Source organism: Ruegeria sp. SATB045 (assembly GCF_059613525.1).
Genome location: NZ_JBXWSR010000012.1, coordinates 229,384 through 254,663, shown reverse-complemented (window position 1 = coordinate 254,663; position 25,280 = coordinate 229,384). Strand labels below are relative to the sequence as shown.

21 protein-coding genes and 1 pseudogene are annotated in these 25,280 nt (G+C 57.9%); 15 read left to right on the top strand and 7 right to left on the bottom strand.

From position 1 onward, the window contains the following. Positions 1–81 precede the first annotated feature (81 nt). The 8 genes from AC2FNR_RS03100 to AC2FNR_RS03065 all read left to right on the top strand — a co-directional run bounded on the left by AC2FNR_RS03100 (position 82) and on the right by AC2FNR_RS03065 (position 10,321). Positions 82–975 (top strand): class II glutamine amidotransferase, encoded by an 894-nt coding sequence (locus AC2FNR_RS03100; protein WP_496847953.1) that lies wholly within the window; start codon positions 82–84, stop codon positions 973–975. Position 976: 1 nt separating this feature from the next. Next, positions 977–1,660 (top strand): protein GlxC, encoded by a 684-nt coding sequence (locus AC2FNR_RS03095; protein ID WP_480482581.1) that lies wholly within the window; start codon positions 977–979, stop codon positions 1,658–1,660. Between the two features lie 11 nt (positions 1,661–1,671). After that, positions 1,672–3,000, top strand: coding sequence for an FMN-binding glutamate synthase family protein (locus tag AC2FNR_RS03090; protein WP_170754157.1), 1,329 nt, complete (start codon positions 1,672–1,674; stop codon positions 2,998–3,000). A gap of 71 nt (positions 3,001–3,071) precedes the next feature. Beyond that, positions 3,072–4,400, top strand: a complete 1,329-nt coding sequence (gene glnT, locus AC2FNR_RS03085) for a type III glutamate--ammonia ligase (protein WP_496847952.1) — start codon at positions 3,072–3,074, stop codon at positions 4,398–4,400. Between the two features lie 131 nt (positions 4,401–4,531). After that, positions 4,532–5,332 carry an enoyl-ACP reductase FabI gene (fabI, locus tag AC2FNR_RS03080; RefSeq protein ID WP_496847951.1) on the top strand — a complete coding sequence of 267 codons (801 nt, stop codon included), beginning with the start codon at positions 4,532–4,534 and terminating at the stop codon, positions 5,330–5,332. Between the two features lie 11 nt (positions 5,333–5,343). Further along, positions 5,344–7,758: a DUF3141 domain-containing protein gene (locus AC2FNR_RS03075; RefSeq protein ID WP_496847950.1), complete on the top strand. Its 2,415-nt coding sequence runs from the start codon at positions 5,344–5,346 to the stop codon at positions 7,756–7,758. 6 nt (positions 7,759–7,764) lie between these two features. After that, positions 7,765–9,159, top strand: coding sequence for a bifunctional enoyl-CoA hydratase/phosphate acetyltransferase (locus tag AC2FNR_RS03070; RefSeq protein ID WP_496847949.1), 1,395 nt, complete (start codon positions 7,765–7,767; stop codon positions 9,157–9,159). Then, positions 9,152–10,321: an acetate/propionate family kinase gene (locus tag AC2FNR_RS03065; protein WP_170754147.1), complete on the top strand. Its 1,170-nt coding sequence runs from the start codon at positions 9,152–9,154 to the stop codon at positions 10,319–10,321. The genes AC2FNR_RS03070 and AC2FNR_RS03065 overlap by 8 nt, the downstream gene beginning before the upstream one ends. On the opposite strand, the gene AC2FNR_RS03060 is transcribed toward AC2FNR_RS03065, so the two are convergent. The 7 genes and pseudogenes from AC2FNR_RS03060 to AC2FNR_RS03030 form a co-directional block, all read right to left on the bottom strand. Next, entirely contained in the window at positions 10,322–10,792 is a 471-nt protein-coding gene (locus AC2FNR_RS03060; protein WP_170355135.1) for a phage holin family protein, read from the bottom strand. It abuts the gene before it with no gap. Between the two features lie 10 nt (positions 10,793–10,802). Continuing rightward, complete coding sequence (locus tag AC2FNR_RS03055; protein WP_480868344.1) at positions 10,803–11,048, bottom strand: hypothetical protein; 246 nt, start codon at positions 11,046–11,048, stop codon at positions 10,803–10,805. A gap of 96 nt (positions 11,049–11,144) precedes the next feature. Further along, positions 11,145–11,810, bottom strand: coding sequence for a D-lyxose/D-mannose family sugar isomerase (locus tag AC2FNR_RS03050; protein ID WP_496847948.1), 666 nt, complete (start codon positions 11,808–11,810; stop codon positions 11,145–11,147). 15 nt (positions 11,811–11,825) lie between these two features. After that, positions 11,826–12,752, bottom strand: a complete 927-nt coding sequence (locus tag AC2FNR_RS03045) for a carbohydrate kinase family protein (protein WP_496847947.1) — start codon at positions 12,750–12,752, stop codon at positions 11,826–11,828. Between the two features lie 26 nt (positions 12,753–12,778). After that, positions 12,779–13,768, bottom strand: coding sequence for a glucokinase (locus AC2FNR_RS03040; protein ID WP_234899487.1), 990 nt, complete (start codon positions 13,766–13,768; stop codon positions 12,779–12,781). Between the two features lie 42 nt (positions 13,769–13,810). Continuing rightward, positions 13,811–15,112: pseudogene (locus AC2FNR_RS03035) on the bottom strand (GH1 family beta-glucosidase); the annotation flags it as partial. Positions 15,113–15,114: 2 nt separating this feature from the next. After that, the gene (locus AC2FNR_RS03030) at positions 15,115–16,146 is read right to left on the bottom strand and encodes a LacI family DNA-binding transcriptional regulator (RefSeq protein WP_496847946.1); all 1,032 of its coding nucleotides are present in this window, start codon (positions 16,144–16,146) and stop codon (positions 15,115–15,117) included. Positions 16,147–16,361: 215 nt separating this feature from the next. On the opposite strand from AC2FNR_RS03030, the gene AC2FNR_RS03025 reads away from it, so the two are divergent. The 7 genes from AC2FNR_RS03025 to AC2FNR_RS02995 all read left to right on the top strand — a co-directional run bounded on the left by AC2FNR_RS03025 (position 16,362) and on the right by AC2FNR_RS02995 (position 25,277). After that, complete coding sequence (locus tag AC2FNR_RS03025) at positions 16,362–17,630, top strand: ABC transporter substrate-binding protein (protein ID WP_480868337.1); 1,269 nt, start codon at positions 16,362–16,364, stop codon at positions 17,628–17,630. Between the two features lie 63 nt (positions 17,631–17,693). Further along, entirely contained in the window at positions 17,694–18,701 is a 1,008-nt protein-coding gene (locus AC2FNR_RS03020) for a carbohydrate ABC transporter permease (RefSeq protein WP_170355128.1), read from the top strand. A gap of 4 nt (positions 18,702–18,705) precedes the next feature. Next, on the top strand, positions 18,706–19,854 hold the full coding sequence (locus AC2FNR_RS03015; RefSeq protein WP_496847945.1) for a carbohydrate ABC transporter permease: 1,149 nt from the start codon (positions 18,706–18,708) through the stop codon (positions 19,852–19,854). A gap of 9 nt (positions 19,855–19,863) precedes the next feature. Then, the gene (locus AC2FNR_RS03010; protein WP_496847944.1) at positions 19,864–21,519 is read left to right on the top strand and encodes an alpha-glucosidase; all 1,656 of its coding nucleotides are present in this window, start codon (positions 19,864–19,866) and stop codon (positions 21,517–21,519) included. Between the two features lie 3 nt (positions 21,520–21,522). Further along, positions 21,523–22,611: an ABC transporter ATP-binding protein gene (locus tag AC2FNR_RS03005; RefSeq protein ID WP_496847943.1), complete on the top strand. Its 1,089-nt coding sequence runs from the start codon at positions 21,523–21,525 to the stop codon at positions 22,609–22,611. Positions 22,612–22,924: 313 nt separating this feature from the next. Next, a complete protein-coding gene (locus AC2FNR_RS03000) occupies positions 22,925–24,049 on the top strand; it encodes an extracellular solute-binding protein (protein ID WP_170355124.1) in 1,125 nt (374 codons plus the stop codon). Positions 24,050–24,164: 115 nt separating this feature from the next. Further along, positions 24,165–25,277, top strand: coding sequence for an ABC transporter ATP-binding protein (locus tag AC2FNR_RS02995; protein WP_496847942.1), 1,113 nt, complete (start codon positions 24,165–24,167; stop codon positions 25,275–25,277). The last annotated feature ends 3 nt before the right edge of the window (positions 25,278–25,280 follow it).

Genomic DNA, 25,280 nt, shown 5'->3' with positions numbered 1-25,280 from the left:
ATGAATATTAATTTCCCTTTGTTGATAACCTGAAGTTCAGGTGTTAGCGTCTGCCCAACTCAACACAGGAGAAGCTGACACATGTGTGGAATTGTCGGCCTTTTTTTGAAGGACAAAACGCTCGAGCCTCAATTGGGCGCGATGCTGACAGATATGCTGATCACAATGACAGATCGCGGCCCGGACAGCGCCGGGATCGCGATTTATGGACCTGTCGGAGATCAGGCGAAGCTCACCGTGCAATCCGACAATCCGGACGCGGATTTTCAGACTTTGGCCGAAGATTTGGCCGACGTCTTGACCAGCCCCGTCAGCTTGGGCCGCAATGACACTCATGCGGTTCTGAGCGTGGCCAACGACAAAGTCAGCGCTGCGCGGCAGGCCCTGAGGGAATTGCGCCCTGGCCTGCGGATCATGTCCGACGGCGATGCGATCGAGATCTATAAAGAGGTTGGATTGCCTCGGGAGGTGGCGGAGCGGTTCCAATTGACCTTGATGTCCGGCAGCCACGGGATCGGCCATACACGCATGGCCACTGAATCCGCCGTTACCACGGAAGGGGCGCATCCGTTCAACACCGGCGCAGATCAATGTCTGGTGCATAACGGGTCGCTGTCCAACCACAACGCCCTGCGCCGCAAACTGATGCGCGAGGGCGTGCGGATCGAATCCATGAACGATACCGAGGTCGGCGCGGCCTATCTGACATGGAAAATGCAAAACGGGGCCACTCTGGGTGAGGCGCTGGAAAGCAGCCTTGAGGATCTCGACGGGTTCTTTACCTTTGTGGTCGGCACCAAGGATGGGTTCGGCGTGGTTCGCGACCCCATCGCCTGCAAACCGGCGGTAATGGCCGAGACCGATCAATATGTGGCCTTTGGCAGCGAGTATCGCGCCTTGGTCAACCTGCCGGGAATCGAGGATGCCCGCGTCTGGGAACCCGAACCCGCAACCGTCTATTTCTGGAGCCACTAAAATGCAGAGCTATGATGTTGCCGAACAGGGCCTGCGCGGGCTGAACGCCGCCCTTCAGGCCCAAAGCACCGAGACAAACCAGACCCAGTGGCAGGTTCAGAACCCCAAGGGCAGCCATGCCATCGCTGTCGGTCTGGATGCCCCGATTGAGGTCACGGTCAAGGGTTCGACCGGCTATTACTGCGCGGGGATGAACCAGCAGGCGACCGTTCGGGTCGAAGGCTCTGTTGGGCCGGGCGTGGCCGAGAACATGATGTCGGGCACTGTGATCGTTGAAGGCGATGCCAGTCAATATGCCGGGGCCACGGGCCATGGCGGGTTGTTGGTGATCAAGGGCAATGCCAGCTCGCGCTGCGGGATTTCCATGAAGGGGATCGACATCGTGGTGCATGGCAATATCGGCCATATGTCCGCCTTCATGGCGCAGGCGGGTACGCTGGTGGTTTGCGGGGATGCGGGCGATGCGTTGGGGGACTCCTTGTACGAGGCGCGGCTGTTCGTGCGCGGCTCGGTCAAAAGTCTGGGTGCTGATTGCGTCGAGAAAGAGATGCGTCCCGAACATCTGACCCTGTTGCAAGACCTGCTGGAGCGCGCGGGCGCGGATGCCAAGCCGGAAGAGTTCAAACGCTATGGCTCGGCTCGGCAGCTTTACAATTTCGATGTCGACAACGCGGCAGAATACTGAGGAAGACGGTTATGGACGATCACACACCACGCACGATGCCGATACAGTCTGAAACGTTTTCAAACCCGGTCAACGCGGAAATCCGGCGGGCGGCGGCAACGGGCATCTATGACATTCGCGGCGGCGGCGCGAAACGCAAAGTACCGCATTTCGACGACCTGTTGTTTCTGGGGGCCTCGGTCAGCCGCTATCCTCTGGAGGGCTATCGCGAACGCTGTGACACCTCAGTCACGCTGGGCACGCGCTTTGCCAAGAACCCGATACAGCTGGATATTCCGATCACCATCGCAGGCATGAGTTTCGGCGCGTTGTCCGGCCCCGCGAAAGAGGCGCTGGGTCGCGGAGCGTCAGCTGCGGGTACGTCGACCACCACCGGTGACGGCGGTATGACACCCGAGGAACGCGGTCATTCCTCGAAACTGGTCTATCAGTATCTGCCTTCGCGCTATGGCATGAACCCTGACGACCTGCGCAAGGCCGACGCGATCGAGATCGTGGTGGGGCAGGGCGCCAAACCCGGCGGCGGCGGGATGCTGCTAGGCCAAAAGATCAGCGACCGCGTGGCCGAGATGCGCACGCTACCCAAAGGGATCGACCAGCGCTCGGCCTGTCGGCACCCGGATTGGACGGGCCCGGATGACCTTGAGATCAAAATCCTCGAACTGCGCGAAATCACCGGCTGGCAGGTGCCGATCTACGTGAAGGTCGGCGCGACGCGGCCCTATTACGACACGGCGCTGGCGGTGAAAGCCGGGGCTGATGTGGTGGTGATGGACGGGATGCAGGGCGGCACCGCGGCCACGCAGGATGTCTTCATCGAACATGTGGGTATCCCGACGCTGGCCTGTATCCGCCCCGCCGTGCAGGCATTGCAAGATCTGGGTGTGCATCGCGAGGTGCAACTGGTGATCTCGGGCGGTATTCGCAATGGCGCGGATGTGGCCAAGGCGATGGCTTTGGGCGCGGATGCGGTGGCCATCGGCACGGCGGCTTTGATCGCGCTGGGGGACAATGACCCGAAATGGGAGGCCGAGTATCAGAAGCTGGGCACCACCACCGGGGCCTATGACGATTGGCACGAAGGCCGCGATCCGGCGGGTATCACCACGCAAGACCCGGAACTGGCGGCGCGCCTTGACCCGGTCGAGGCCGGGCGGCGTCTGCGCAACTACCTCAAGGTCATGACGCTTGAGGCGCAGACCATCGCGCGCGCCTGCGGCCACAACGACCTGCACAATCTGGAGCCCGAAGACCTGTGTGCTCTGACGATGGAGGCCGCCGCCATGGCGCGCGTGCCTCTGGCGGGGACAGACTGGTATCCGGGCAAGCCGGGGTTCTGAGACAAGCGGGCGCGACCCTGACCGGGGCCGCGCCTTTTCTTTTGGGTTCAACAGGGAAAGGAAAGCCGACCATGACGACAGATCTGGCTGCTTTCGCCAAGGAAAAAGGCGTCAAATACTTCATGATCTCGTTCACCGATCTGTTCGGTGGACAACGGGCCAAACTGGTCCCTGCACAAGCCATCGCCGAGATGCAGATCGAAGGCGCAGGCTTTGCCGGGTTCGCCACTTATCTGGACATGACCCCGGCGCACCCTGACATGTTGGCGGTGCCCGATCCGTCCTCGGTCATTCAGCTGCCTTGGAAGCCCGAAGTTGCGTGGGTTGCAGCAGACTGTGTGATGGAGGGTGAAGACGTGGCCCAAGCCCCGCGCAACGTTCTGCGTCGTCTGATCGACGAGGCCGCCGCCGAAGGGCTGCATGTCAAAACCGGGGTCGAGGCCGAGTTCTTTCTGCTGACCCCCGATGGAGAACAGATCAGCGATCCGTTCGATACCGCCGCCAAGCCCTGCTATGACCAGCAGGCGGTGATGCGCCGTTATGACGTGGTGCGCGAGATTTGCGACTATATGCTGGATCTGGGCTGGGGCCCGTATCAAAACGACCACGAGGACGCCAATGGCCAGTTCGAGATGAACTGGGAATTCGACGATGTTCTGCGCACCGCAGACAAGCATTCGTTCTTCAAGTTCATGACCAAATCCGTGGCCGAAAAACATGGGTTTCGCGCCACCTTCATGCCCAAACCGGTCGAAGGGCTGACAGGTAATGGTTGTCACGCCCATATCTCGGTCTGGGATGCACCGGGGGCTGATGCCAAGACCAACGTATTCGCGGGTGAAGGTGACGGCCCGACCGGAGAAGTGGGCCTGAGCGAGAAGGGCAAACATTTCCTCGGCGGGATCATGAAACATGCCAGCGCGTTGGCTGCGATCACCAACCCCACGGTGAACAGCTACAAACGCATCAATGCCCCGCGCACCATGTCGGGCGCGACCTGGGCACCCAATACCGTCACGTGGACGGGCAACAACCGCACCCATATGGTGCGCGTGCCCGGTCCGGGCCGGTTCGAGCTGCGTTTGGCGGACGGTGCAGCAAACCCGTACTTGTTGCAGGCGGTGATCATCGCGGCGGGGCTGTCCGGGTTGCGCTCCAAAGCCGATCCCGGCCAGCGTCATGATATCGACATGTATGCTGAGGGTCACACCGTAACCGACGCACCGAAACTGCCGCTGAACATGCTGGACGCGCTGCGCGCCTATGACAGTGACGCGGGGCTGAAGGCGGCGATGGGGCACGAATTCTCCAGCGCCTACCTGAAGATGAAGCATCAGGAATGGAATTCCTTCGTCAGCCATTTCTCACGCTGGGAGAAAGAGCACACTTTAGACATCTGATTGGCAACCCGCCGATATTCAGCACACCTCTTGTGCGGTTGTTACATTCTCTTGTTATGCGGCGCTGCGGCATGGGCGGTTTTGGACGCTATGCCGTAGCGTAAACTTTGTGGTTTTGGGTGGAATCGCCTATGCTGCAGCGCAGAAAAAACGAGAGGATCGGCACCATGTTCCGCCTGGATGGAACGAAAGCGCTGATTATTGGCGTGGCCAATGATCAGTCGATTGCCTGGGGTTGTGCCCGCGCCCTACATGCGCAGGGGGCCGAGGTCGCATTGACCTATCTCAATGACAAGGCCGAACCGCATGTGCGAGGCCTCGCGGATCAGGTCGCGGCAAAAATCGTTATGCCGCTGGATGTCCGAAAACCAGACCAGACGCAGGCGCTGTTTGATGAGATTGGCGCGCGGTGGGGTCGGCTGGATACACTGGTGCATTCGATCGCGTTTGCTCCGCGTGATGATTTGCATGGTCGCGTTGTGGATAGCTCGGCCGAGGGGTTTGCATTGGCCATGGATATCTCGGTCCATTCTTTTTTGCGTATGATCCGTCTGTCAGAACCATTGATGGATCATGGCGGTACCTGCATGACGGTCTCGTTTTTGGGTGCCAGCCGGGTCGTCGAGAATTACAATATCATGGGCCCGGTCAAAGCGGCGCTTGAAGCTGCTGTTCGATATGCTGCTGCAGAGCTGGGGCCAAAGGGTATCTCGGTTCACGCATTGTCGCCTGGCCCGTTACAAACACGGGCTGCCTCTGGGCTGGCTGAATTCGATGCCTTGCTGTCAGATGCCGCCGCCCGAGCACCCACGCACCATTTGGCGACGATCGAGGATGTTGGTGCCTATGCCGCTTTTCTTGCCAGTCGCGAAGCATTCAACGTCACCGGTGGGGTCCATCCCATCGACGGCGGATACAGTATCGTCGGTTAAAGGATGTCCTCATGATACCGAATACACATTCCAAGTCTCTGCAGTTCGGGTCCGATATGGCCCGCGATGCAGCCGTCGCAAATGACAGAACCTATAGTGCCGTTGAAAATGCGCTGGAACAATCGCAGGTCAAATGGAACTTGCTGTCAAAGTCAGCTGCGTTGCAATCCATTAAAATCGCGACGGATCACTCCGAGCGCACGCGAAACCTGCTTCAAGGCATTGCAGACGCGTCTGCCCGAATTGCTGGCTCATCGTTCATTGCGAAGGATTGGGCGGACTACCTGAAGGACGCAAGCCAGCGGGTCGCTTTGACAATGGATGTGCTGCGTGAGCGCGGCGATATTTTCCTTGAACACGAGGCTGCTGGGTGCCCACCCGTATTGGTTTACGATTACGAAGTTGTGGTGGATGGCGCGCAGCTCAAGCGGCCTTGCAACTATCAGCTGTTGCAGATCGTGCCGCCTGAAGGTGTCAAAATCGACAACACCAAACGCCCGTATGTGATCATTGATCCAAGGGCGGGCCACGGTGGAGGAATAGGCGGATTTAAAACCGACAGTCAGGTCGGGGTAGCGCTATCCAAGGGGCACCCGGTTTATTTTGTCAGCTTTGGTCGTGACCCGGTGCCGGGCCAGACCCTCGCCGATGTCATGCATGCCGAGGCCGGATTTGTCAGAACGGTAACCGCCCGCCATCCCAACAGTCCTCAACCTGTTGTCACGGGTAATTGTCAGGGCGGTTGGGCCACGTTGATCATGGCGGCCTGCAACCCCGATTTGACGGGCCCGCTTGTGCTGAACGGAGCGCCGATTGCCCCTTGGTCAGGCGAAGTCGGGGAAAACCCGATGCGGTACAATGCCGGAGTTCTGGGCGGCACATGGCAGCCGATGTTTTGGTCCGATCTGGGTGCTGGCAAGTTTGACGGTGCCAATCTGGTGATGAATTTCGAACAGCTGAACCCCAGCCGGAATTACTTTGGAAAGTACTTTGATCTCTATCGTGATCCCGAAGGCGGCCGCCAGCGGTTTCTGGACTTTGAACGCTGGTGGGGTGGTTACTTCATTTTGAACGAAGCCGAAATCCACTGGATCGTCGAGCAGCTGTTTGTGGGCAATCGTTTGGTCAAGAACACGGCGCAGCTGGAACCCGGTGTGCCAATCGACATCAAGGCAGTGAAGGGCCCGATTTTTGTTTTCGCCAGCCAGGGTGACAATATCACACCGCCTCAACAGGCGCTGAACTGGATTGCCGCAACCTATTCCGACGAAGAAGAAATCCGCCTGCGCGGTCAGCGGATCGTTTACATGTTGCACGACGAAGTCGGGCATCTGGGTATTTTCGTATCGTCCAAAGTCGCACGGAAAGAGCATACCGAGCTTGCCTCGACCCTTGAAACGGTCGAAGCCATGGCGCCGGGGCTTTATGAGATGAAGATCGAAAACGTCGAGGGCGAGGGGCTCGACAAGAAATTCGAAGTCCGCTTTTTGGAGCGGACACTGAAAGATGTGGCAGCGCTGGATGACGGGCAGCAGGACGAGACCTGTTTTGCTGCTGTAGCGCATATGTCGGAAACTCAGGCAAATATCTACGAAACCTTTGGCCGCCCTTTCGTGCAATCTGCGGTTACGCCGACCACGGGTCAGGCTTTGCAAGATCTTCATCCTTTGCGGCAGCAACGTGCGTTGGCGTCTTCCGCTCAGCCTGCGATGTTGCCCGTGAAAATGACCGCTGACTTGGCCAAGGAAAACCGCTTGGTTGCTGCGCAGGACAATCCCTTTTTGCAATTGGAGAAACTTACAGGGGACTGGATCGAGCAGATGATGGACTTGGGCCGGGACCTGCGCGATGCCTGGTACGAAGCCGCGTTCTTTTCAATGTGGGGCGGCCCGGTGGCGACGTGGTTTGGGCGAAAAAATGCGGCCCATCGAACCTTGCCAGACCCTGAAGGACTGAAGGCCCTTCCCGAAGTGCAGGCCGCTTTGGCCCATATGAAACAAGGGGGCGTCGCCGAAGCTGTTGTCCGCATGTTGATCCTGCTGGCCTACAGCAATCAAAGTTTTCGCTCGGAAATATTGGATCGTTGGGCTCATGTGTTTAAACATGAGGATCCGTTCAAAGACCTGACAGTTGAACAGCGTCGCCGCCTTTTGCACGAACAGACGATCATAACGACGTTTGACGAACAAGGCGCCCTGGACAGTTTGTCTGATCTATTACCCGCCGAGGAAGAGCGCAGCAAAGCTGTTGATCTGATCGAGAGGATTGTTGGAGATATTCCGCAACCTACAACCGAGCTGATAGCTATGGTTCGAGACTTGCGACAAGTGCTTGACCTGACTGCGCCAGAGCCTAAGACAGCGGCACTTCGGACATCAAAGACTCGCAGACCAGCAAAACGGCCTGCTGAAATCAAGCAGAGTTGATACAGAATGAAAATCCTCGAAAATCGAACGTTTTCGCAACTGGAAGTTGGCGATGAGGCGCAATTGACCCGACTGTGTACAGTCGACGACCTGTACGCGTTTGCCTCGGCATCAGGTGATCATAATCCGTTGCATCTGGCGGCTTATGATGGTGATGGCGACGGTCGGCCCGAAGCGGTAGCACCCGCGTTGTGGCCTGCGGGCCTGGTGGCGGCGGTGTTGGGAAATATTCTGCCGGGCGCAGGGACGCAGACCCGACGTGCAGATCTGAGCTTTCATGTTCCGGTCTTGGCAGGGGATGAGCTGACGGCCTTTGTTACTGTCGCGGAAAAGCTGGAAGACGGCGATCTGATCTGCACAACCGAAGTGCACCGCGTTGGGGACAATATTCTGGTCCTCAGCGGAAGTGTTCAGGTAACGCCACCCGCCCAACACATGGAGTTCGACTCGGTCGAAGTTCCGGGTCTTGTTGTTCAGCGCCATCGCCATTTCGGCGCGCTATTGGAAAAGGCGCGCCCGCTTGATCCGATGCCAACAGCGGTTGTCGCCCCCGAGGATGCCAATTCGCTTGGCGGTGCCTTGCTGGGCCATGCCAACAACATCATCACGCCCATACTTGTGGGGAACCGAGGCAAGATCGAAGCCGCTGCAGCCGAACTGGGTGCCGATTTGACAGGTATCGAGATCGTCGAAGCCGCCAGCCATGGGGTAGCTGCGCATAAGGCAGTAGACCTGGTGGTCGAAGGAAAGGCGGAAACCTTGATGAAGGGGTATCTGCATACTGATGAGCTGTTGCACGCGGTTCTGCGTCGGGAAAAGGGGCTGCGGACCGGGCGGCGACTGTCGCATGTATTCGTGATGGACGTACCGGGCATGTCGCGGCCGATCATGGTAACGGATGCCGCAGTCAATATCGCGCCTGACCTCGAGACCAAGGCAGATATCGTCCAGAACGCAATTCATCTGGCGCACTCGATAGGGATCGGAACCCCGAAAGTTGGGGTGCTGTCGGCGGTTGAAACGATAAACCCTCATATGCCCTCATCAGTAGATGCAGCGCTGCTGTCCAAGATGGCCGAACGGGGTCAGATCACAGGTGGTCTGGTCGACGGCCCTCTGGCGATGGACAACGCGGTTGACCTGAACGCGGCACGGACCAAAGGTATTACGTCCGAGGTCGGCGGCGCTGCGGATATTCTGGTCGCTCCGAATATCGAGGCCGGAAATATGGTGGCGAAACAGCTTACTTTCATCTCTCATGCCGAGGCCGCTGGCATCGTTCTGGGGGCAGCAGCGCCCATTATCCTGACGTCCCGGTCAGACGACGACGCGTCGCGCCTGGTATCTTGTGCGGTGGCAGCGCTGCACGCCAATGCAACCAAAGGCAAAATCCATGGCTAACCATGTTCTGGCGTTGAACGCCGGCTCTTCTTCGCTCAAGTTTGCGCTGTATGAACTGGTGGATGACAATCGCCCCAGTATGCGGTGGCGTGGACAGATTGAACGCTTGGGCGACGCGCCGCGTCTGCTGGCGCAATCCGCTGGCGGGCGGTCGATAGACCGGCCTTTGAGCAATACCAAAAGCCATGACGAAGCAATCCATGCGTTTCTGGAACTGGCGCAGGAATATCTGCCTGACATTCATGTCCGTGCGATCGGGCATCGCGTGGTGCATGGGGGCACCGTATATTCCGAGCCTGTTCGCATCGACGACGCTGTTATTGATACTCTCAGCAGCTTTATCCCCTTTGCGCCGCTGCACCAACCATACAGCCTTGCGGGCATTCGTGCCGCCAGCGCGGCTTTCCCCAACACGACGCAGGTCGCTTGTTTCGATACCGCCTTCCATCGTACGCACCCGTGGGTCAATGACACCTTCGCGCTGCCGCAAAGCTATTACGACAAAGGTGTGCGTCGGTACGGCTTTCACGGACTTAGCTATGACTACATTTCACAAAAGCTGAAAGAGATCGCACCGGGTCTTTACGATGGCCGGGTGGTTATCGCGCATTTAGGCAACGGTGCTTCAATGTGCGCGGTGTCCGGAGGGCGTGCCATTGCATCGACTATGGGGTTCTCGGCGTTGGATGGTTTGCCTATGGGGACGCGCAGCGGGCAACTGGACCCCGGTGTTGTGCTTTACATGATGCAGCAAGACGGCATGTCTGCCGATGAAATCGCCGAAGTCCTGTATCGCAAGTCAGGACTGTTGGGTCTTTCAGGTATTTCTTCAGACATGCGGACTCTGCTGGCCGCCGATACGCCCGATGCGCGCAAAGCCATCGACTATTACGTGTTCCGCATCCGTCGGGAGTTGGGCGCGTTGTCGGCCGCGCTGGAGGGAATTGATGCACTGGTCTTTACCGGTGGTGTTGGCGAAAACTCAGCCCCAATTCGGCAAATGGTATGTGATGGGATGCGGTGGATCGGAATTGATATGGATCACGCACGCAATGCAGATGGCGGTACAGTACTGTCGACCGATTTCAGCCGAGTCCGAATTCTGTCGATCCCAACGAATGAAGAGATGGTGATCGCGCGGGCCGCTGCAGCGATGATGTAATCAATCTGCTTTCGTCTTTCGGTTCCGCGCGTACTTGAGCGCGGAACCCAACAGCGCACTGACGATTTCTGGCGTCAGCGCGCCTATTGGATCGCGCCGGACGCCCGAGACAACATTTCGCGCTTCGGTTAGGTTTTCTTTTATTTCAACCTCGATGTCTTGCAGGGCCATATCGCGCAGCTCGACGGCTGCGGTTGTATCCGTCGACGCAGTCATCGAGTTCGCGATTAATGCCAGCAAGACGGCAAGTACCAGATTGAGCCCGGCCAGAATAAGAGCAGCCACAGGTTTGGTCAGCGTCGCCGAAAGCCAGAAGAAGCCGGCTATGTTCAGCATCACTACCGCCAGACCGATGGCAAATCCTGCCGCGGCGTAGATGCCGGTTCGTTTCGCTGCGACAGCAACCTGCCGTTGCGCAATCAGGCGTTCGGCGCGCAGGATGATCGAAATATTTCGGGAAATGCGGCTCATGCGTGGTCTCCTACCGGGAACGGCCCATCAGGTAGCCAACCGCGAAGATTCCGATGGCAAACATAATCGATTTCTTATGAGGGATATCCTCAAATTCCGTCAGCACCTCGTCAATCTGCGAGGTCCATTGATCCAGTGTGTCCGAAATCTGTTCGGTTACGCTTTCGCTTTTGGCAGGGTTTTCAGTCTGGGACCTATCGTCCAGTTGTCGACGGAGCTCCGCAACTTCTGCTTCCAACTCGGCTTTTGTTACCATCCTCGGGCCCTTTCACCGCTGACATACTATCACAGCTTTGCAGTGCGCCTGAGAATGATACCGAGTTTTTCCGTTTAGTAAAACGGACTTATGTGGCTAGTAGTCCGATACCAGCAAGAAGTCAGGCGCAACATCCTCTTCGATCGTTGCAAAACGCGGGATAGGGTCTTCGAATACATTGTCCGTGCGGTCGTCGTTAACTGTGGAGACCTCGCCGATCAGGCAGTCGCCCTTTTCCGCCCAGAAGGCGTGCCATATCCCTGGCATTAGCGTAACGCTTTCTCCCGGTTGCAGGCGTAGTAGCTCTCCGGGTTTGATGGTGACAGGACAACTGTCGCTGGGGACGACGACAGGATTGTCACGGTCAATGCCGCCATCCGGATCCGACGCATAAATCTCCATCACAAGATCGCCGCCGCCGCGGTTGATAATGTCTTCGGCCTTGATGATGTGGCGATGCATCGGCGAAAGCTGTTTGTCGCGGGACACCAACAGCTTTTCGGCATAGAGCATTCCCCGGCCTTTATTCAGATCGGTCACGTCGCCGTTGCGCAAGGTGAAAAGGAATAATCCAAGCTCATCAAACCGGCCTTGCCCGTAATCGGTGATATCCCAGCCTAGACCACGGTCTCGAATCCCTTGCGCATCATCGCTGCGCATACGGTCAGGCGCCCACCTGGCGAACGGAGGCAATACAGCGCCGAAAGAGTGAATGAATGCCTCTGCTTCGGATTTGATGGAATTAATTTCAGATCGTTTCATCTGTGCCTCTTCAGCTCAAAGCTCATGCGCCCAGGGTGGGTTTGCACCTGCGCGGGATACAGTGATCGCAGCAACCTGTGCCCCTTTGATGAGGGCCGCGCCTAGCGCATCAGTTGTAAGATGGCGTACGGCTGACTTGGTCAAGTGACCGGATTTCTGCAACTCTGCAAGAACGCCTGCATTGAACGTGTCGCCAGCGCCGACCGTATCGACAACTTCGACCGGGTTGGAGGGTGTCGATATTTCTGTTCCGTCTGCCAAATAGCCCGTAGCCCCATCGCTGCCTTTTGTTACAATCACGGCGGTAGGTCCGTCTTGTAGCAATCGCCGGGCTTTGTCAGCGGTACCTTTTTGTCCGGGAAGAATCCAATCAAGATCCTCGTCCGATACTTTTACAATATCCGACTGCGAGATCATCCGGTTCAACCGCGTTCGATACCGTGACTCATCCTTGATGAATCCCGGCCTGATGTTTGGGTCCAGCATAACGGCGCGGTCAGAACAATGCTGCTCCAGAACCGAAGCGTAGGCATCAGCGCAGGGTTCGCAAGCAAGACTTATCCCGCCAAAATAAAGGGCCGTAACACCGGCCAACTGCGGCGGCATGTCTTTGGGCATCAGCGTTCTGCCCGCCGAGTTTTCGTCGTTAAACGAGTAGGTCGCGTGGCCGTTTTTCAACTGTACGAATGCCAAAGTCGTGGGACGATCCGAGCGAATGACATGCGTCTGATCTACTTGGCTGTTGGTTAAGGCGTCGACAAGCTGATCGCCGAACATATCGCGGGACAAACCAGTGAGCATTCCAACTGATGCGCCCAAACGACCCAACGCGATGGCGGTATTGAAAATCGCCCCGCCGGAATGGGGAACAAAACCCTGCCCACCGTCGGTGGTAGGGGCGGGGATCATGTCGATCAGCGCTTCACCGCAGCACAAGATCATTCGGGGACCTTTCCGGTTTGGCCGCGTCAGGCCATCCGACGCGCGAGCGCACTTTTGCAGAAATTGTTAGCGCCAACAATGCCAAATTCATCCTGTTCGGAGACATAAAGGTTCATCGACCGGCGCAACTCACTAAACCGCCCCCCTGCGTTGAAGGCGTCTCGGAAGGCGTCCTTGAACAGCCAACGGTTCTTTTCAGCCACGCCGCCTACCAGAAAAACACCGCCCGCAGGCATCATGGTCACAGCCATATCGCCCATGACGGCCCCCAAGTGTGTGGTAAACATATGAGCCGCGCGTACCGCATGAGGGTCTGTTTGAGCCAGCGCGTCTTGCAGGATATCCTTTGCAGGACGGGTTTCTGCGTTGGTTTGACCGGCCGCGAGTTGGATGGCTTGGTAGAGGATGGGCAGGCCGGTGCCGCTCAGGAACATCTCGGCTTCAAGGGTCAGCGAGTCGTCAAAGAAACACTCGGGCGCGACCTGGCGGGCGGCGAGAAATACTTCAACCTCGTCTGCGTGGCGCGGGGACAGGCCCACATGGCCGCCTTCGCCGGATGCCGTATGATAGTGCCCCTCGGAATAGAGCAACGACCCAACCCCGAGGCCGGTGCCCGGCCCAACGACCAAGCGGGTGCCGACCGGTGGGGTTTCCGCACCCTGCAACACTTCGACGTCACCGGCACCGATTTCGGCCACAGACCACGCCGCTGCGGTGAAGTCATTGATCACGAAGGTATGCTGCGCGCCGGTCGCACGACCGATGTCGTCCTCGGACAAATCAAGCTGCGCGTTGGTCAGTCGGATCGTACCATCTCGCACCGGGCCGGCCCCGGCGGCGACAACAGCGCGTGGATCGGTGCCAATCTCGTCGCGCAGACTATGAAACGCCTCGAGCAGTTGCGGCAGCTGACCCGTTGGGTATTTGCGCAGATCGGTGAGTTTCCCGTTTGAGATAACTCCCAACCGGGTGTTGGTCCCGCCGATATCGGCAACCAGATTCCAGTGTTCATGCATGGCTCCGGCGGGTTGTGCCAGGGGGACAGAAACTTGTGCACCGGCGAGGGCAGTTTTCACCGCCTCAAAGGACGTTTTGGGTGTCCGCTCCATCGTATCGAAATCCACATCAACCAGACCAAAGCGTTTTTCGTAGCCTAGGGCCCATTCGTAATTGTCCAGCAGGGACCAGATGAAATAGCCCTTGACCGGCGCGCCCTGATCCAACGCGTCTTTCACAGCGGCCCAATGCTGGTTGAGGTAGTCGATCCGGTCCTCATCCTGCTGGCGCTCAGAGCTGGCCATGCCATTTTCGGTCACATAGATCGGCAGATCGCCGGTATATTCTCGAGCGGCCCGGGTAAGGAAACGTGTCAGGGCGGAAGGCTCAATCTCCCACCCCATTTGCGTTTTGGGCAGGGGGCCAGGGACCTCTTGCAGGCCGGGCCAGGCAGTGTCGGCGGGCGCGATCAGTTTGCGGGTGTAGTAGTTCAGCCCGCACCAGTCCACGGGCGCGCCGATCGTGTCGAAATCATCCTGCCAGCCAGCGGGCAGAAAAGGTTCCAACCCGTCCAGAACATTTTGCGGATAGGCTTTGTTGAACACACCGCCCAGAAAGAACCGGTTGTAGATACCGTCATAGAGGTCAGCGGCCTTGCGCGCCTCGGCGCTGTCATCGGCGGGTTCGGCCCATTCCAGATTGAACACCGCGCCCAGATTGGACATGCCCAGACCGCGCATCGCCTCGATCGCTCGGCCATGCGCCAGCAGAACATGATGCATCGCGCGAGCCGTCGCACGGATATCGCGCAGGCCAGGAGCGTGGTGGCCGTCGAAATGGCTCAGCCAGCTGACGCACCAGGGCTCATTGATGGGGGCAACACTGAACATCCTGTCGCCGATGCGGCCCATTATGACCTCGGTGAAATCGGCGAACCATCCGGCAATATCCCGGTTGCGCCACCCGCCCAAATCCGCCAGCGGCGAGGGCAGTTCCCAATGGTAGAGTGTCGCACAGGGGCGAATGCCGCGTTCCAGTACCGCATCGGCCAGCCGGTCGTAATAGTCCAACCCGGCTTCGTTCACGACCCCGCGTCCTTCAGGCAAAACCCGCGCCCAGCTGGTTGAAAAGCGATAGCAATCAAACCCGGCTTCGCGCACCAGATCAAAGTCCTGATCGAAACGGTTGAGGTGATCGCAAGCGAGATCTCCGTTTTCGCCCCGCACCACGTTGCCGGGCGTGCGGGCAAAGGTGTCCCAATGGGTCTGACCTGCGCCACCCTGCGCGTGGCCTTCGATCTGATAGGCAGAGGTTGCGACACCAAAGAGGAAATCTTTGGGGAAATCAGCGCGGGTATATTTCATGTTCAGAACCTGTCAGGAGCGGGGCCGGTCGAGCCGCCAACTACCAGTTCGGCCTCCAGCAATCTAGTTTTAACCGGGTCGTCCGGTGTTTTGATCCGGTCAATCAGCATTTCGGCGGCGATCTCCCCAGCCTGCCTGACCGAGGATCGCGTTGCAGTAAAGATCGGTACGTCCTGTCCATTCTTGAGATAGGAAAGGTCGTCATCATGCGCGATGACCGATACATCGCGACCCATTTTCAGCCCAGCCTCATTCAAGGCGCGCCGCACCCCGATGGCAGAAATCATTGACGAGACCAATATGGCCGTCGGGGGGGTGTCCAGTTGCAGCATGTCGCAGGCTTCGTGATGGCCGTAAACCTCGGTCATCTCGGCGCTGCGCATCAGGGCGGGTTCGGGCGTCAGATCAGCTTCTTGCAGAGCCTGCAGATATCCTTCGCGGCGACGTTGGGCGAAATCCATATCCTCTAACCCATTGATCAGCGCGATACGTTTGTGCCCCAGATCAATCAGAAACCGGGTCGCCCTCAGGAATGAGCTCTTGTTGTTCACATCGACCCAGTCATAGGGCACCTCGATTCCGGTCGAGCGGCCATGGACGATGAACGGAACCGCCATCCGAGTCAGAACCTCGATCCGGTGTTCGTTGACCTTGGGGCCTTGCAGAACGACCCCGTCGACAGCGCCGCGTTGGAACAAGTCCCGATAGGTGCGTTCGATCGAGGTATCGTCGGCATTGGTGAACATCATGTCATAGCCATGCGCGCCATAGGTCCGGGCGGCCCCCGCAACAAAATCCCCGAAGATCGGGTTCACCATTTCATGTTGCGATGAGCTGGGAATCACATGCCCGATCACCATTGAACGGCCCGTGGCCAGCCCTTTGGCGCGGCTGTTCGGGCGATAGCCGTGTTTGGTCGCTGCAGCCTGAACCCGCTCTCGCGTGGCCTCGTTCACCTCGGGGTATCCGTTCAGCGCGCGACTGACCGTTGTCTGCGAAAGACCAAGGATTTCTGAGAGCTGCTTTAGGTTCATTTCGCTTCAAAGCGCCTTCAAATTGGTGGCAAAACTGTTGTGAGTGGGTTTTCCTATTGGGTCAACTTGTTTCTACACGCCGTGTGTTTTATTAATTTTTTGACGAATTTCAAACCCAATATTGACAGAACTTGAATGTTAGCGGATAAAACCCGTCATTCAAAGCGCTTTGAAAACTGAGTCTCACGGGCGCAACAGAGTTGGGAGGAGAATTCATGAAACACTCGCTTTACGCAGGCGCGGCAACGTTCGCCCTGATGGCGGGCGCGGCGCATGCCGACAAGGTCACGGTGTTTGGCCCCTGGTTGGGGCCGGATCAGGAAAATGTCGAAAAGGTGCTGGACGGCTTTGCTGCTGCGACCGGGCATGAGTACGCCTATGTCGGCTCGGATAGTTTCGAACAGCAGATCCGCATCGACGCGGAGGCGGGATCTGCCCCCAACGTTGCGGTGTTCCCGCAGCCCGGTCTGGCAGCGGATATGGCCAAATCCGGATTCTTGACGCCTTTAGCAGATGGCACATCCGATTGGATTCGCGACAATTACGCTGCAGGCCAATCCTGGGTCGATCTGGGGACTTACGCAGGCCCGGACGGTGCAGACAGTCTTTACGGATTTTTCTACAAGGTCGATGTGAAATCGCTGGTCTGGTATGTTCCCGAGAACTTCGAGGACGCCGGGTACGAAGTGCCGACCACGATGGAGGAACTCAAAGCTCTGACGGACCAGATTGTGGCAGATGGCGAGACGCCTTGGTGTATCGGTCTGGGGTCTGGCGGGGCGACCGGCTGGCCCGCGACCGACTGGGTCGAGGACATGATGCTGCGTACACAATCGCCCGCGGACTATGACGCCTGGGTCGCAAATGAGATGAAATTCAATGACCCAAAGGTTATCGCGGCGATCGAAGAATTCGGAGCCTTCGCCCGCAACGACGACTATGTCGCTGGTGGGGCAGGGGCCGTGGCCACGACCGATTTCCGCGACAGTCCCAAAGGCATGTTCAGCTCTCCGCCGCAATGCTATCTGCACCGTCAGGCCTCGTTCATTCCGGCTTTCTTCCCCGAAGGCACGGTCGTGGGTGAGGATGCGGATTTCTTCTACTTCCCGGCCTATGAAAGCAAGGACTTGGGCAGCCCGGTTCTGGGTGCGGGCACGCTTTGGGCAATCACCAATGACAGCCCCGGCGCTCATGCTTTGATCGAGTATCTGCAGACCCCCGAAGCGCACGAGACCTGGATGCAGCTAACCGGGTTCCTGACACCGCATAAGGGTGTTGATACCTCGCTGTTCTCGGACCCGACGTTGAAGAAGATGAACGACATCCTTCTGGGTGCGACCACCTTCCGGTTTGACGGGTCTGACCTAATGCCCGGCGGTGTTGGCGCAGGGACGTTCTGGACCGGCATGGTCGACTATGCTGGCGGGACCTCGGCGGAAGAGGTTGCCAACGAAATCCAATCCTCCTGGGACGCGCTGGACTAAGCGTTCCTGATCGGGCAACCCGCTGGTTCGGGTTGCCTGCCACCGTCGCAAGGGAGACGCGGCATGCATCCGGCATTACAGGGCCTGCTGACCATCGCCATCGGCGTGTCAGGGTGTGTGGGCTATTTCTACCTCTCCAACCAATTTCTGGACAAAGTGCTGTTCCCGGCGCGCGGCCCGAATGCAGGGCGCAATATCAACCGCGCCAACATGATCCGGCCGTGGTTGTTTCTGTTCCCGGCGTTGGCGGCGTTGGGCCTGTATCTGGCCTATCCGGTGGTCGAAACGCTGCGCTTGTCCCTTACGGATCGGGTACCCGGTGGGGGCTATGAATGGGTGGGCCTGGAAAACTACATCCAGATGGCGAATGAGCCCAAGTTCTGGGAAGCCATGCGCAATAACATGTTCTGGTTGATCATCGTGCCGGCGCTGTCGACCGCTTTGGGCCTTTTGGTGGCGCAACTGACCGACCGCATCCGTTGGGGCAATATCGCCAAGTCGCTGATCTTCATGCCGATGGCGATCTCGTTCGTCGGGGCCTCGGTGATCTGGAAGCTGGTCTATGACACTCGCCCGGCCGAACAGGATCAGATCGGGATGCTGAACGCCCTTTATATCTTCTTTGGCGGGACCGAGCCGCAAACTTGGCTGACCATCCCGTTCTGGAACAGTTTCTTCCTGATGGTCGTGCTGATTTGGATTCAGACCGGCTTTGCCATGGTGATCCTGTCCGCGGCCTTGCGTGGCATCCCCGAGGAAACCGTCGAGGCCGCCATTCTGGACGGCGCCAACCCGTTCCAGATTTTCTTCCGTATCAAGGTGCCGCAGATCAAGACCACAATTCTGGTCGTATGGACCACGATCACGATCACCGTGCTCAAGGTCTTTGACATCGTCTTTGCCATGACCAACGGCCAGTGGGAGACACAGGTTCTCGCCAACTACATGTATGACAAGCTGTTCCGCGCCAATGACTGGGGTGTGGGGTCGGCCTCGGCCATGGTGATCATGCTGCTGGTCACTCCGATCCTGATCTGGAACGTGCGCAACGCGCGCAAAGAGATGGAGTGAGGCCATGAGCGATATTGCAGGAACCAAACCGGCGCTGCGCTGGGTCGTCCATGCCTCGGTCATATTTCTGGTCGTGCTTTGGGTTGTGCCAACACTTGGGCTGTTGATCTCGTCTTTTCGCACGGCCGATCAAATTGCCACAAGCGGCTGGTGGAAATCGCTTTTCCCGTCCGAACAGAACCTGACTTTGCGGTCCACCGCGCCGGACACACAGGTTCTGGAAAACGGGGTTTTCGTGATCGAAGGCAACCTGTTTGACGCGGGCACAACGGCTACGATCTCTCAATGGGGTGTCAGCTCTCGGGCCGTGGATGCGTTTGTTCCGGGTGACACTGCTGAGCTGCGTCGGGGTGGCACGATCACCGTGGACGCGCAAGGCAACTACCGGATGGAGAATTCGGAAGAATTTAACGGCAGCCGGGGCGCCCGTGTGTTCGTGACCGCAGAATTGCCGCCCGAGTTCACGTTGGCCAATTACCACACGGTTTTGTTGGCCGAAGATTCCTCTGACAGCATGGGGCGGGCGTTCTTCAATACTTTGACTGTGACCATCCCTGCGACAATCATTCCGATCTTGGTGGCCGCCTTTGCGGCCTATGCGTTGGCGTGGATGGATTTCCCCGGCCGCGCCCTGCTGATTGCTGCCGTAGTTGGATTGTTGGTGGTGCCGTTGCAACTGGCGCTGATCCCACTTTTGAAATTCCACCTCAATATCGGGATCGGGAAAGGCTATCTTGGGGTTTGGATGGCCCATACCGGGTTCGGGATGCCGCTGGCAATCTACCTGCTGCGCAACTACATGGCTGGCCTTCCCCGAGACCTGATCGAAAACGCGCGGGTCGACGGAGCGACCGAGTTTCAGATCTTCACCAAACTGATCCTTCCGCTGAGTTTCCCGGCGCTGGCCTCTTTCGCGATCTTCCAGTTCCTGTGGACTTGGAATGATCTGCTGGTCGCCAAGGTCTTTTTGATCGACGCGTCGGGTCAGACCACCGTCATGACCAACCAGATTGTCGAGTTGCTGGGCACGCGGGGCGGCAACTGGGAAATTCTGGCCACGGCGGCCTTTGTCTCGATCGCCGTGCCGCTGATCGTTTTCTTCGCAATGCAAAAATATCTGGTCCGGGGCCTGCTGGCCGGATCCGTCAAATAGAGGCTTCTGATGAACGTGCAGAACACTGTGGACACAACGAAGGCAACCCAAGCAGCGTCCGATTGGTGGCGTGGCGGTGTGATCTATCAGATCTATCCCCGCAGCTTTCAGGACAGCAACGGCGACGGAATTGGCGACCTGAGGGGGATAACTCAGCGTCTGGGCTATATCGCCTCGCTTGGGGTCGATGCGATCTGGATATCGCCGTTCTTCAAATCTCCGATGAAAGACTTCGGATATGATGTCAGCGATTACCGCGATGTCGATCCGATGTTCGGAACGATGGCGGATTTCAAAGAGCTTCTGGATCAGGCGCATGGGCTTGGGCTGAAAGTGATGATCGATCTTGTGTTGTCGCATACCTCGGATCAGCACCCGTGGTTTAGCGAGAGCAGGTCCAACCGCGAAAACGAAAAGTCCGATTGGTATGTCTGGGCGGACCCGAAACCGGACGGAACGCCGCCAAACAACTGGTTGTCGATCTTCGGAGGCTCGGCCTGGCAGTGGGACTCGCGGCGATTGCAGTATTATTTGCACAACTTCCTGACTTCGCAGCCCGACTTGAATTTCCATTGCCCGGCGGTTCAGGACGCCTTGCTGGATGTGGCCCGGTTCTGGCTGGATTTGGGCGTCGATGGGTTCCGGCTGGATACGATCAACTTCTACTTCCACGACAAGCAGCTGCGCGACAACCCCGGCCTGCCGATGGATCAGCGCAACGCCTCGATTGCGCCGATGGTGAACCCCTATAACCATCAAGATCACCTTTTCTCCAAAAGCCAGCCTGAGAATATCGCCTTCCTCGAACGGTTGCGTGCGCTGACAGACGAATATGAAGGCCGCGCTTGTCTGGGTGAGGTCGGCGACGCGCAGCGCGGGCTTGAGATCATGGGCGAATACACCACCGGCGATAAACGGATGCACATGTGCTACGCCTTCGAGTTTCTGGAAAAACGCGCATTGACTGCGTCTTACGCCAAACAGGTTTTCGATCAGTTAGAGGACAAGGCCGGTGATGCGTGGCCTTGCTGGGCCTTCTCGAACCACGACGTTCAGCGACACGCGACACGTTGGGGATTAAGCGACGAGGCCGTTCGACAGCACGCGGTTCTGATGATGTGCTTGCGGGGCTCTGCCTGCCTGTATCAGGGTGAGGAACTGGGCCTGCCCGAGGCGAATTTGGCATTTGAAGACCTGCAAGATCCCTATGGCATCGAATTCTGGCCCGAATTCAAAGGCCGCGACGGATGCCGCACGCCGATGGTCTGGGCCGCGCAGGACGAGCAATCGGGATTTAGTGCCGGTCGTCCTTGGCTGCCCGTCAGTCCGCTGCAAGCCGAGCGCGCGGTAGACAGGTTGGAGCAGGACCCGAACTCGATGCTGCATCACTATCGTCGCGCGATTGCGCTGCGACATGCGCATCCGGCACTGATGTCCGGGGAACAGATGGAGATGGCCCAAACTGGCCCTGTTCTGACTTTTCTGCGCGACGCCCCGACCGAGCAGGTTTTCTGCGCCTTCAACCTGGGTTCGGACCCGGCTGAGGTCACTCTGCCGGACGGAAAATGGCACATAATCGGGGAGGAGTTGGGCAGCGTCGAAGGGGAAGGGGCATTGTCCCTCGACGCTGCGCAATTCTGTCTGCTGGCGCGGGATAAGGGATAGGTTATGTCGGAACTCAAACTCACGGACGTGGCCAAGACATATGGTCATGTGGATGTTCTGAAGAACATCAATCTGGACATTGACCGGGGCGAGCTGATCGTGTTCGTCGGCCCTTCGGGCTGCGGTAAGTCCACGTTGCTGCGCATGATTGCAGGGCTGGAGAAGATCTCGGGCGGAACGCTTGAGATCGAAGGGCAGGTTATGAACGATGTGCCCCCGGCGCAGCGCGGCATTGCGATGGTTTTCCAAAGCTATGCGCTTTATCCCCACATGACCGTGCGTGAGAACATGGCCTTTGCCCTCAAGATCGCGAAGATGCCCGCGGCGGATGTGGATGCCGCGGTCGAACGGGCCGCGCGTATACTTCAGCTTGAACCGTTTCTGGACCGTTTGCCCAAGGCTCTGTCCGGGGGGCAGCGTCAGCGGGTTGCCATTGGGCGGGCCATTGTGCGCGATCCCAAGGTCTATCTGTTCGACGAACCGCTTTCGAACCTCGACGCGGCCCTGCGTGTTGCGACGCGCATTGAAATTGCGCGCCTGAAAGAGGCGATGCCCGACAGCACAATGATCTACGTGACCCACGATCAAGTTGAGGCCATGACACTGGCCACTCGGATTGTTGTTCTGGCCAACAAGGGTATCGCACAGGTTGGTACTCCGTTGGAGTTGTATGAAACACCCGACAATGAGTTTGTCGCGCAGTTCATAGGCTCTCCGGCGATGAACCTGTTGCCAGGTGTCATCGTGCAAACTGGTTCCGAGACGGTGGTTGATCTGGACTCAGGCGGAACGGTTATGAGCAGTATCGCGACCCAAGAGCAAGACATGGGTAAGCAGGTCAATGTCGGCATCCGGCCCGAAGACTTTGTACCCACCGATGAAAGCCCTGCATTCGAAGGCGTTGTCGATTTCACAGAAGCATTGGGCGAGGTGACTTTGTTGTATTTCGAGAGCCGTAAAGGTGCCGAAGCCGTCATTGCCAAATTGCAAGGGATTCAACGCGGCAAAAGAGGGCAAACAGTCGGAGTCACGGCTAGCCCTGAGAAAGTTCACTTGTTCCATGATGGCAAAAGCATGCGCGCAACATCCTGATTCTTCTGGAAATCACTAAAGCACTCTCATATCTGGTTTTGCCTGCTTCACTCGACTGGTAAACGGGTCTGCTCCGTTTTGCCTCATTTATCGGCATGTGGATCAAGCGGCATATTTTTAACGTTTCTGCAATTTTGATGTTTTCGGGCCAGAGCCGTGCATTTGCTGAATTGTGCACAGGATCGTGCAAGAGAGCAGCGCAAACTGGACCTATGAAAACTGATAACTGTCACTTTTGGACTGACAGAGGTCTCGCAAAGGTCTAGCGTGTAAACACAAAAACAAAAAACTAATGAAAACGGGAGATACAACTATGACTGAATTCAAGACCCTGTCCCGGCGGACAGTCCTGAAAGGCGCTGGTGCGGCGGCGCTGGCTGCCCCGCTTTATAGCAAAAGCGCGCTGGCCTCGTCGGGTGAAATCAACATCCTGATGTGGTCGGACTACCTGCCGCCGTCCTTCCTGCAGGAGTTTGAAACTCTGACCGGAATCAAGGTCAACTATACTGGTATTGGTTCGAACGAAGAGATCATCAACAAGATGAAGGCCACCAAAGGCCAGGGCTTTGACATCGTCTCGCCCACCAACAACCGGTCCTTGCAGTGGGAACCGCTGGAGCTGTTGCAGCCCTTCGACATGAACAAGGTGCCGATTGATCTGGTGAACCCGGCGATGGCCGCAATTGGCACGGATGCGTGGAACTTTGGCGATGCGGGCGTGCATTGGCTGCCGCATATCTGGGGTACCGAGGGCATTGCCTATCGCACCGATCTATGGCTGCCCGAAGGCGATGCGCCGTCTTATGGCGATGTATGGTCCGAGGAGAACGCGGGCAAAACCATGGGTCGCGCGCATTCGATGATGCTGGGTGCAGGTCTTTACATGGAACGTTCCGGTGAGATGGAACCGGGTTCGGTCTGGGCCGCTTATGGTGACGAAGACACCATGCGCAAGGTTTGGGGCCAGATCGCCGACTGGTGCATCGAGCGCAAGAACCGGATCAAGCTGATCTGGAATGACGCGGATACTCAGAAAAACGGTCTGCTGAACGAAGGTGTTGTGGTTGGTCAGACTTGGGACGGCCCACCGCTGGCGCTGAAATCGGCAGGCGAGCCTGTACACTACCAAGCCCCTGTCGAAGGTGCGATGGCCTGGGTTGACGGTATGTCGATTCCGACCGGTGCGACAAATATCGATCAGATCTACGCCTTCATCGACTTTGCCTATCAGGCGAAGCCGGCTGGTGTGGCGATCGACAGCCACGGCTATAACTCGCCCGTTCTGGGTGCCGATCAATATTCGGGCGACACCTACAAGAAGAACTTTGCCGAGGCTTATCCGGGCGACTCGCTGGCCAACCTCAACCCGTGGCCGGCTGAGGCACCGTGGTACGCCGAAACCCGGACTGAGTTCGTCAACAAGTTCAAAAGCGCCTGATCGCTTTGAAACGAAGCCCTCCGCGATGTCGCGGGGGGCCATCCATCCGTGCGCTTTGGCGTGACGGACCCAATATCGGTGTGGTCCCTATCCGCACCAGACGGAGATACCTAAAATGAGTGCAGGGGTCGGTGTAGATCTGGAAAACCTGTGGATTCGGTTCGGCGATTTCGTCGCCGTGCGGGATGCTAATGTGAACATCAACGGGGGGGATTTCTTTTCGTTCCTTGGCCCCTCGGGCTGCGGCAAGACGACGATCTTGCGGGCTGTTTCCGGCTTTCTTGATCCCAGCGAAGGCAAGGTTCTGATCGGTGGCAACGACATGCGCGGGATCGGCCCGAACAAACGGCCCACTGCACTGATCTTCCAGAACCTCGCGCTGTTTCCGCTGATGAAGGTCTGGGAGAACATTACCTTTTCCATGGAAATAAAAGGTGCCAGCGCCAGAGAGCGCCGTAAACGCGCGGATGAGTTGCTGGACATGATCGCCTTGCCGGGGCAGGGCGACAAACTGCCTAGTGAACTCTCAGGCGGCCAGCGTCAGCGTGTGGCCATCGCGCGCGCCCTGTGCGCCGAACCCGACGTGCTTCTGTTGGACGAGCCCCTTTCGGCGCTGGATCTGAAGCTGCGCCAGCATATGCGCACCGAACTGCGCGAGATTCAGCAACGTGTGGGGATTACTTTTATTTACATCACCCACGATCAAGGCGAGGCGCTGACCATGTCCGACAACATCGCCGTGATGCGGGCGGGTGTGATCGACCAGATTGCTGACGGCAAGACGATTTACAATGACCCAAACACGGCTTTTGCGGCCTCATTCGTTGGGGAAAACAACGTGTTCCGAGGCAAGATCAAGCAGGTCATGGGGACTGAAGCCGTGATCTCGACCAATCGCACCGGCGATCTTGTAGCGCGGATTTCAACCGCCAATCAGGGTAAGATGCGCGAAGGAGATGAGGCAATGATGTTCGTGCGGCCCGAAGCTTTTGCTATCGCTTCCGATGACGCCCCGGGCGACCACTGCGTTACCGCACGTGTGAAGCATGAGGAATTCGAGGGCAACGTCTTCAACATCTTCACCGAAGGCGAGGGCGGCAAAGAGATCAAAGTGTCCCTGCCCAATGTCGGGCAGTCTTTCGAGGATCACACAGGCCAGACCATCCGGCTGGAATACGAGACCCGCAACGCGGTTCTGGTTCCGGCGGGTGAACTGGCGGCGGAATAGGGG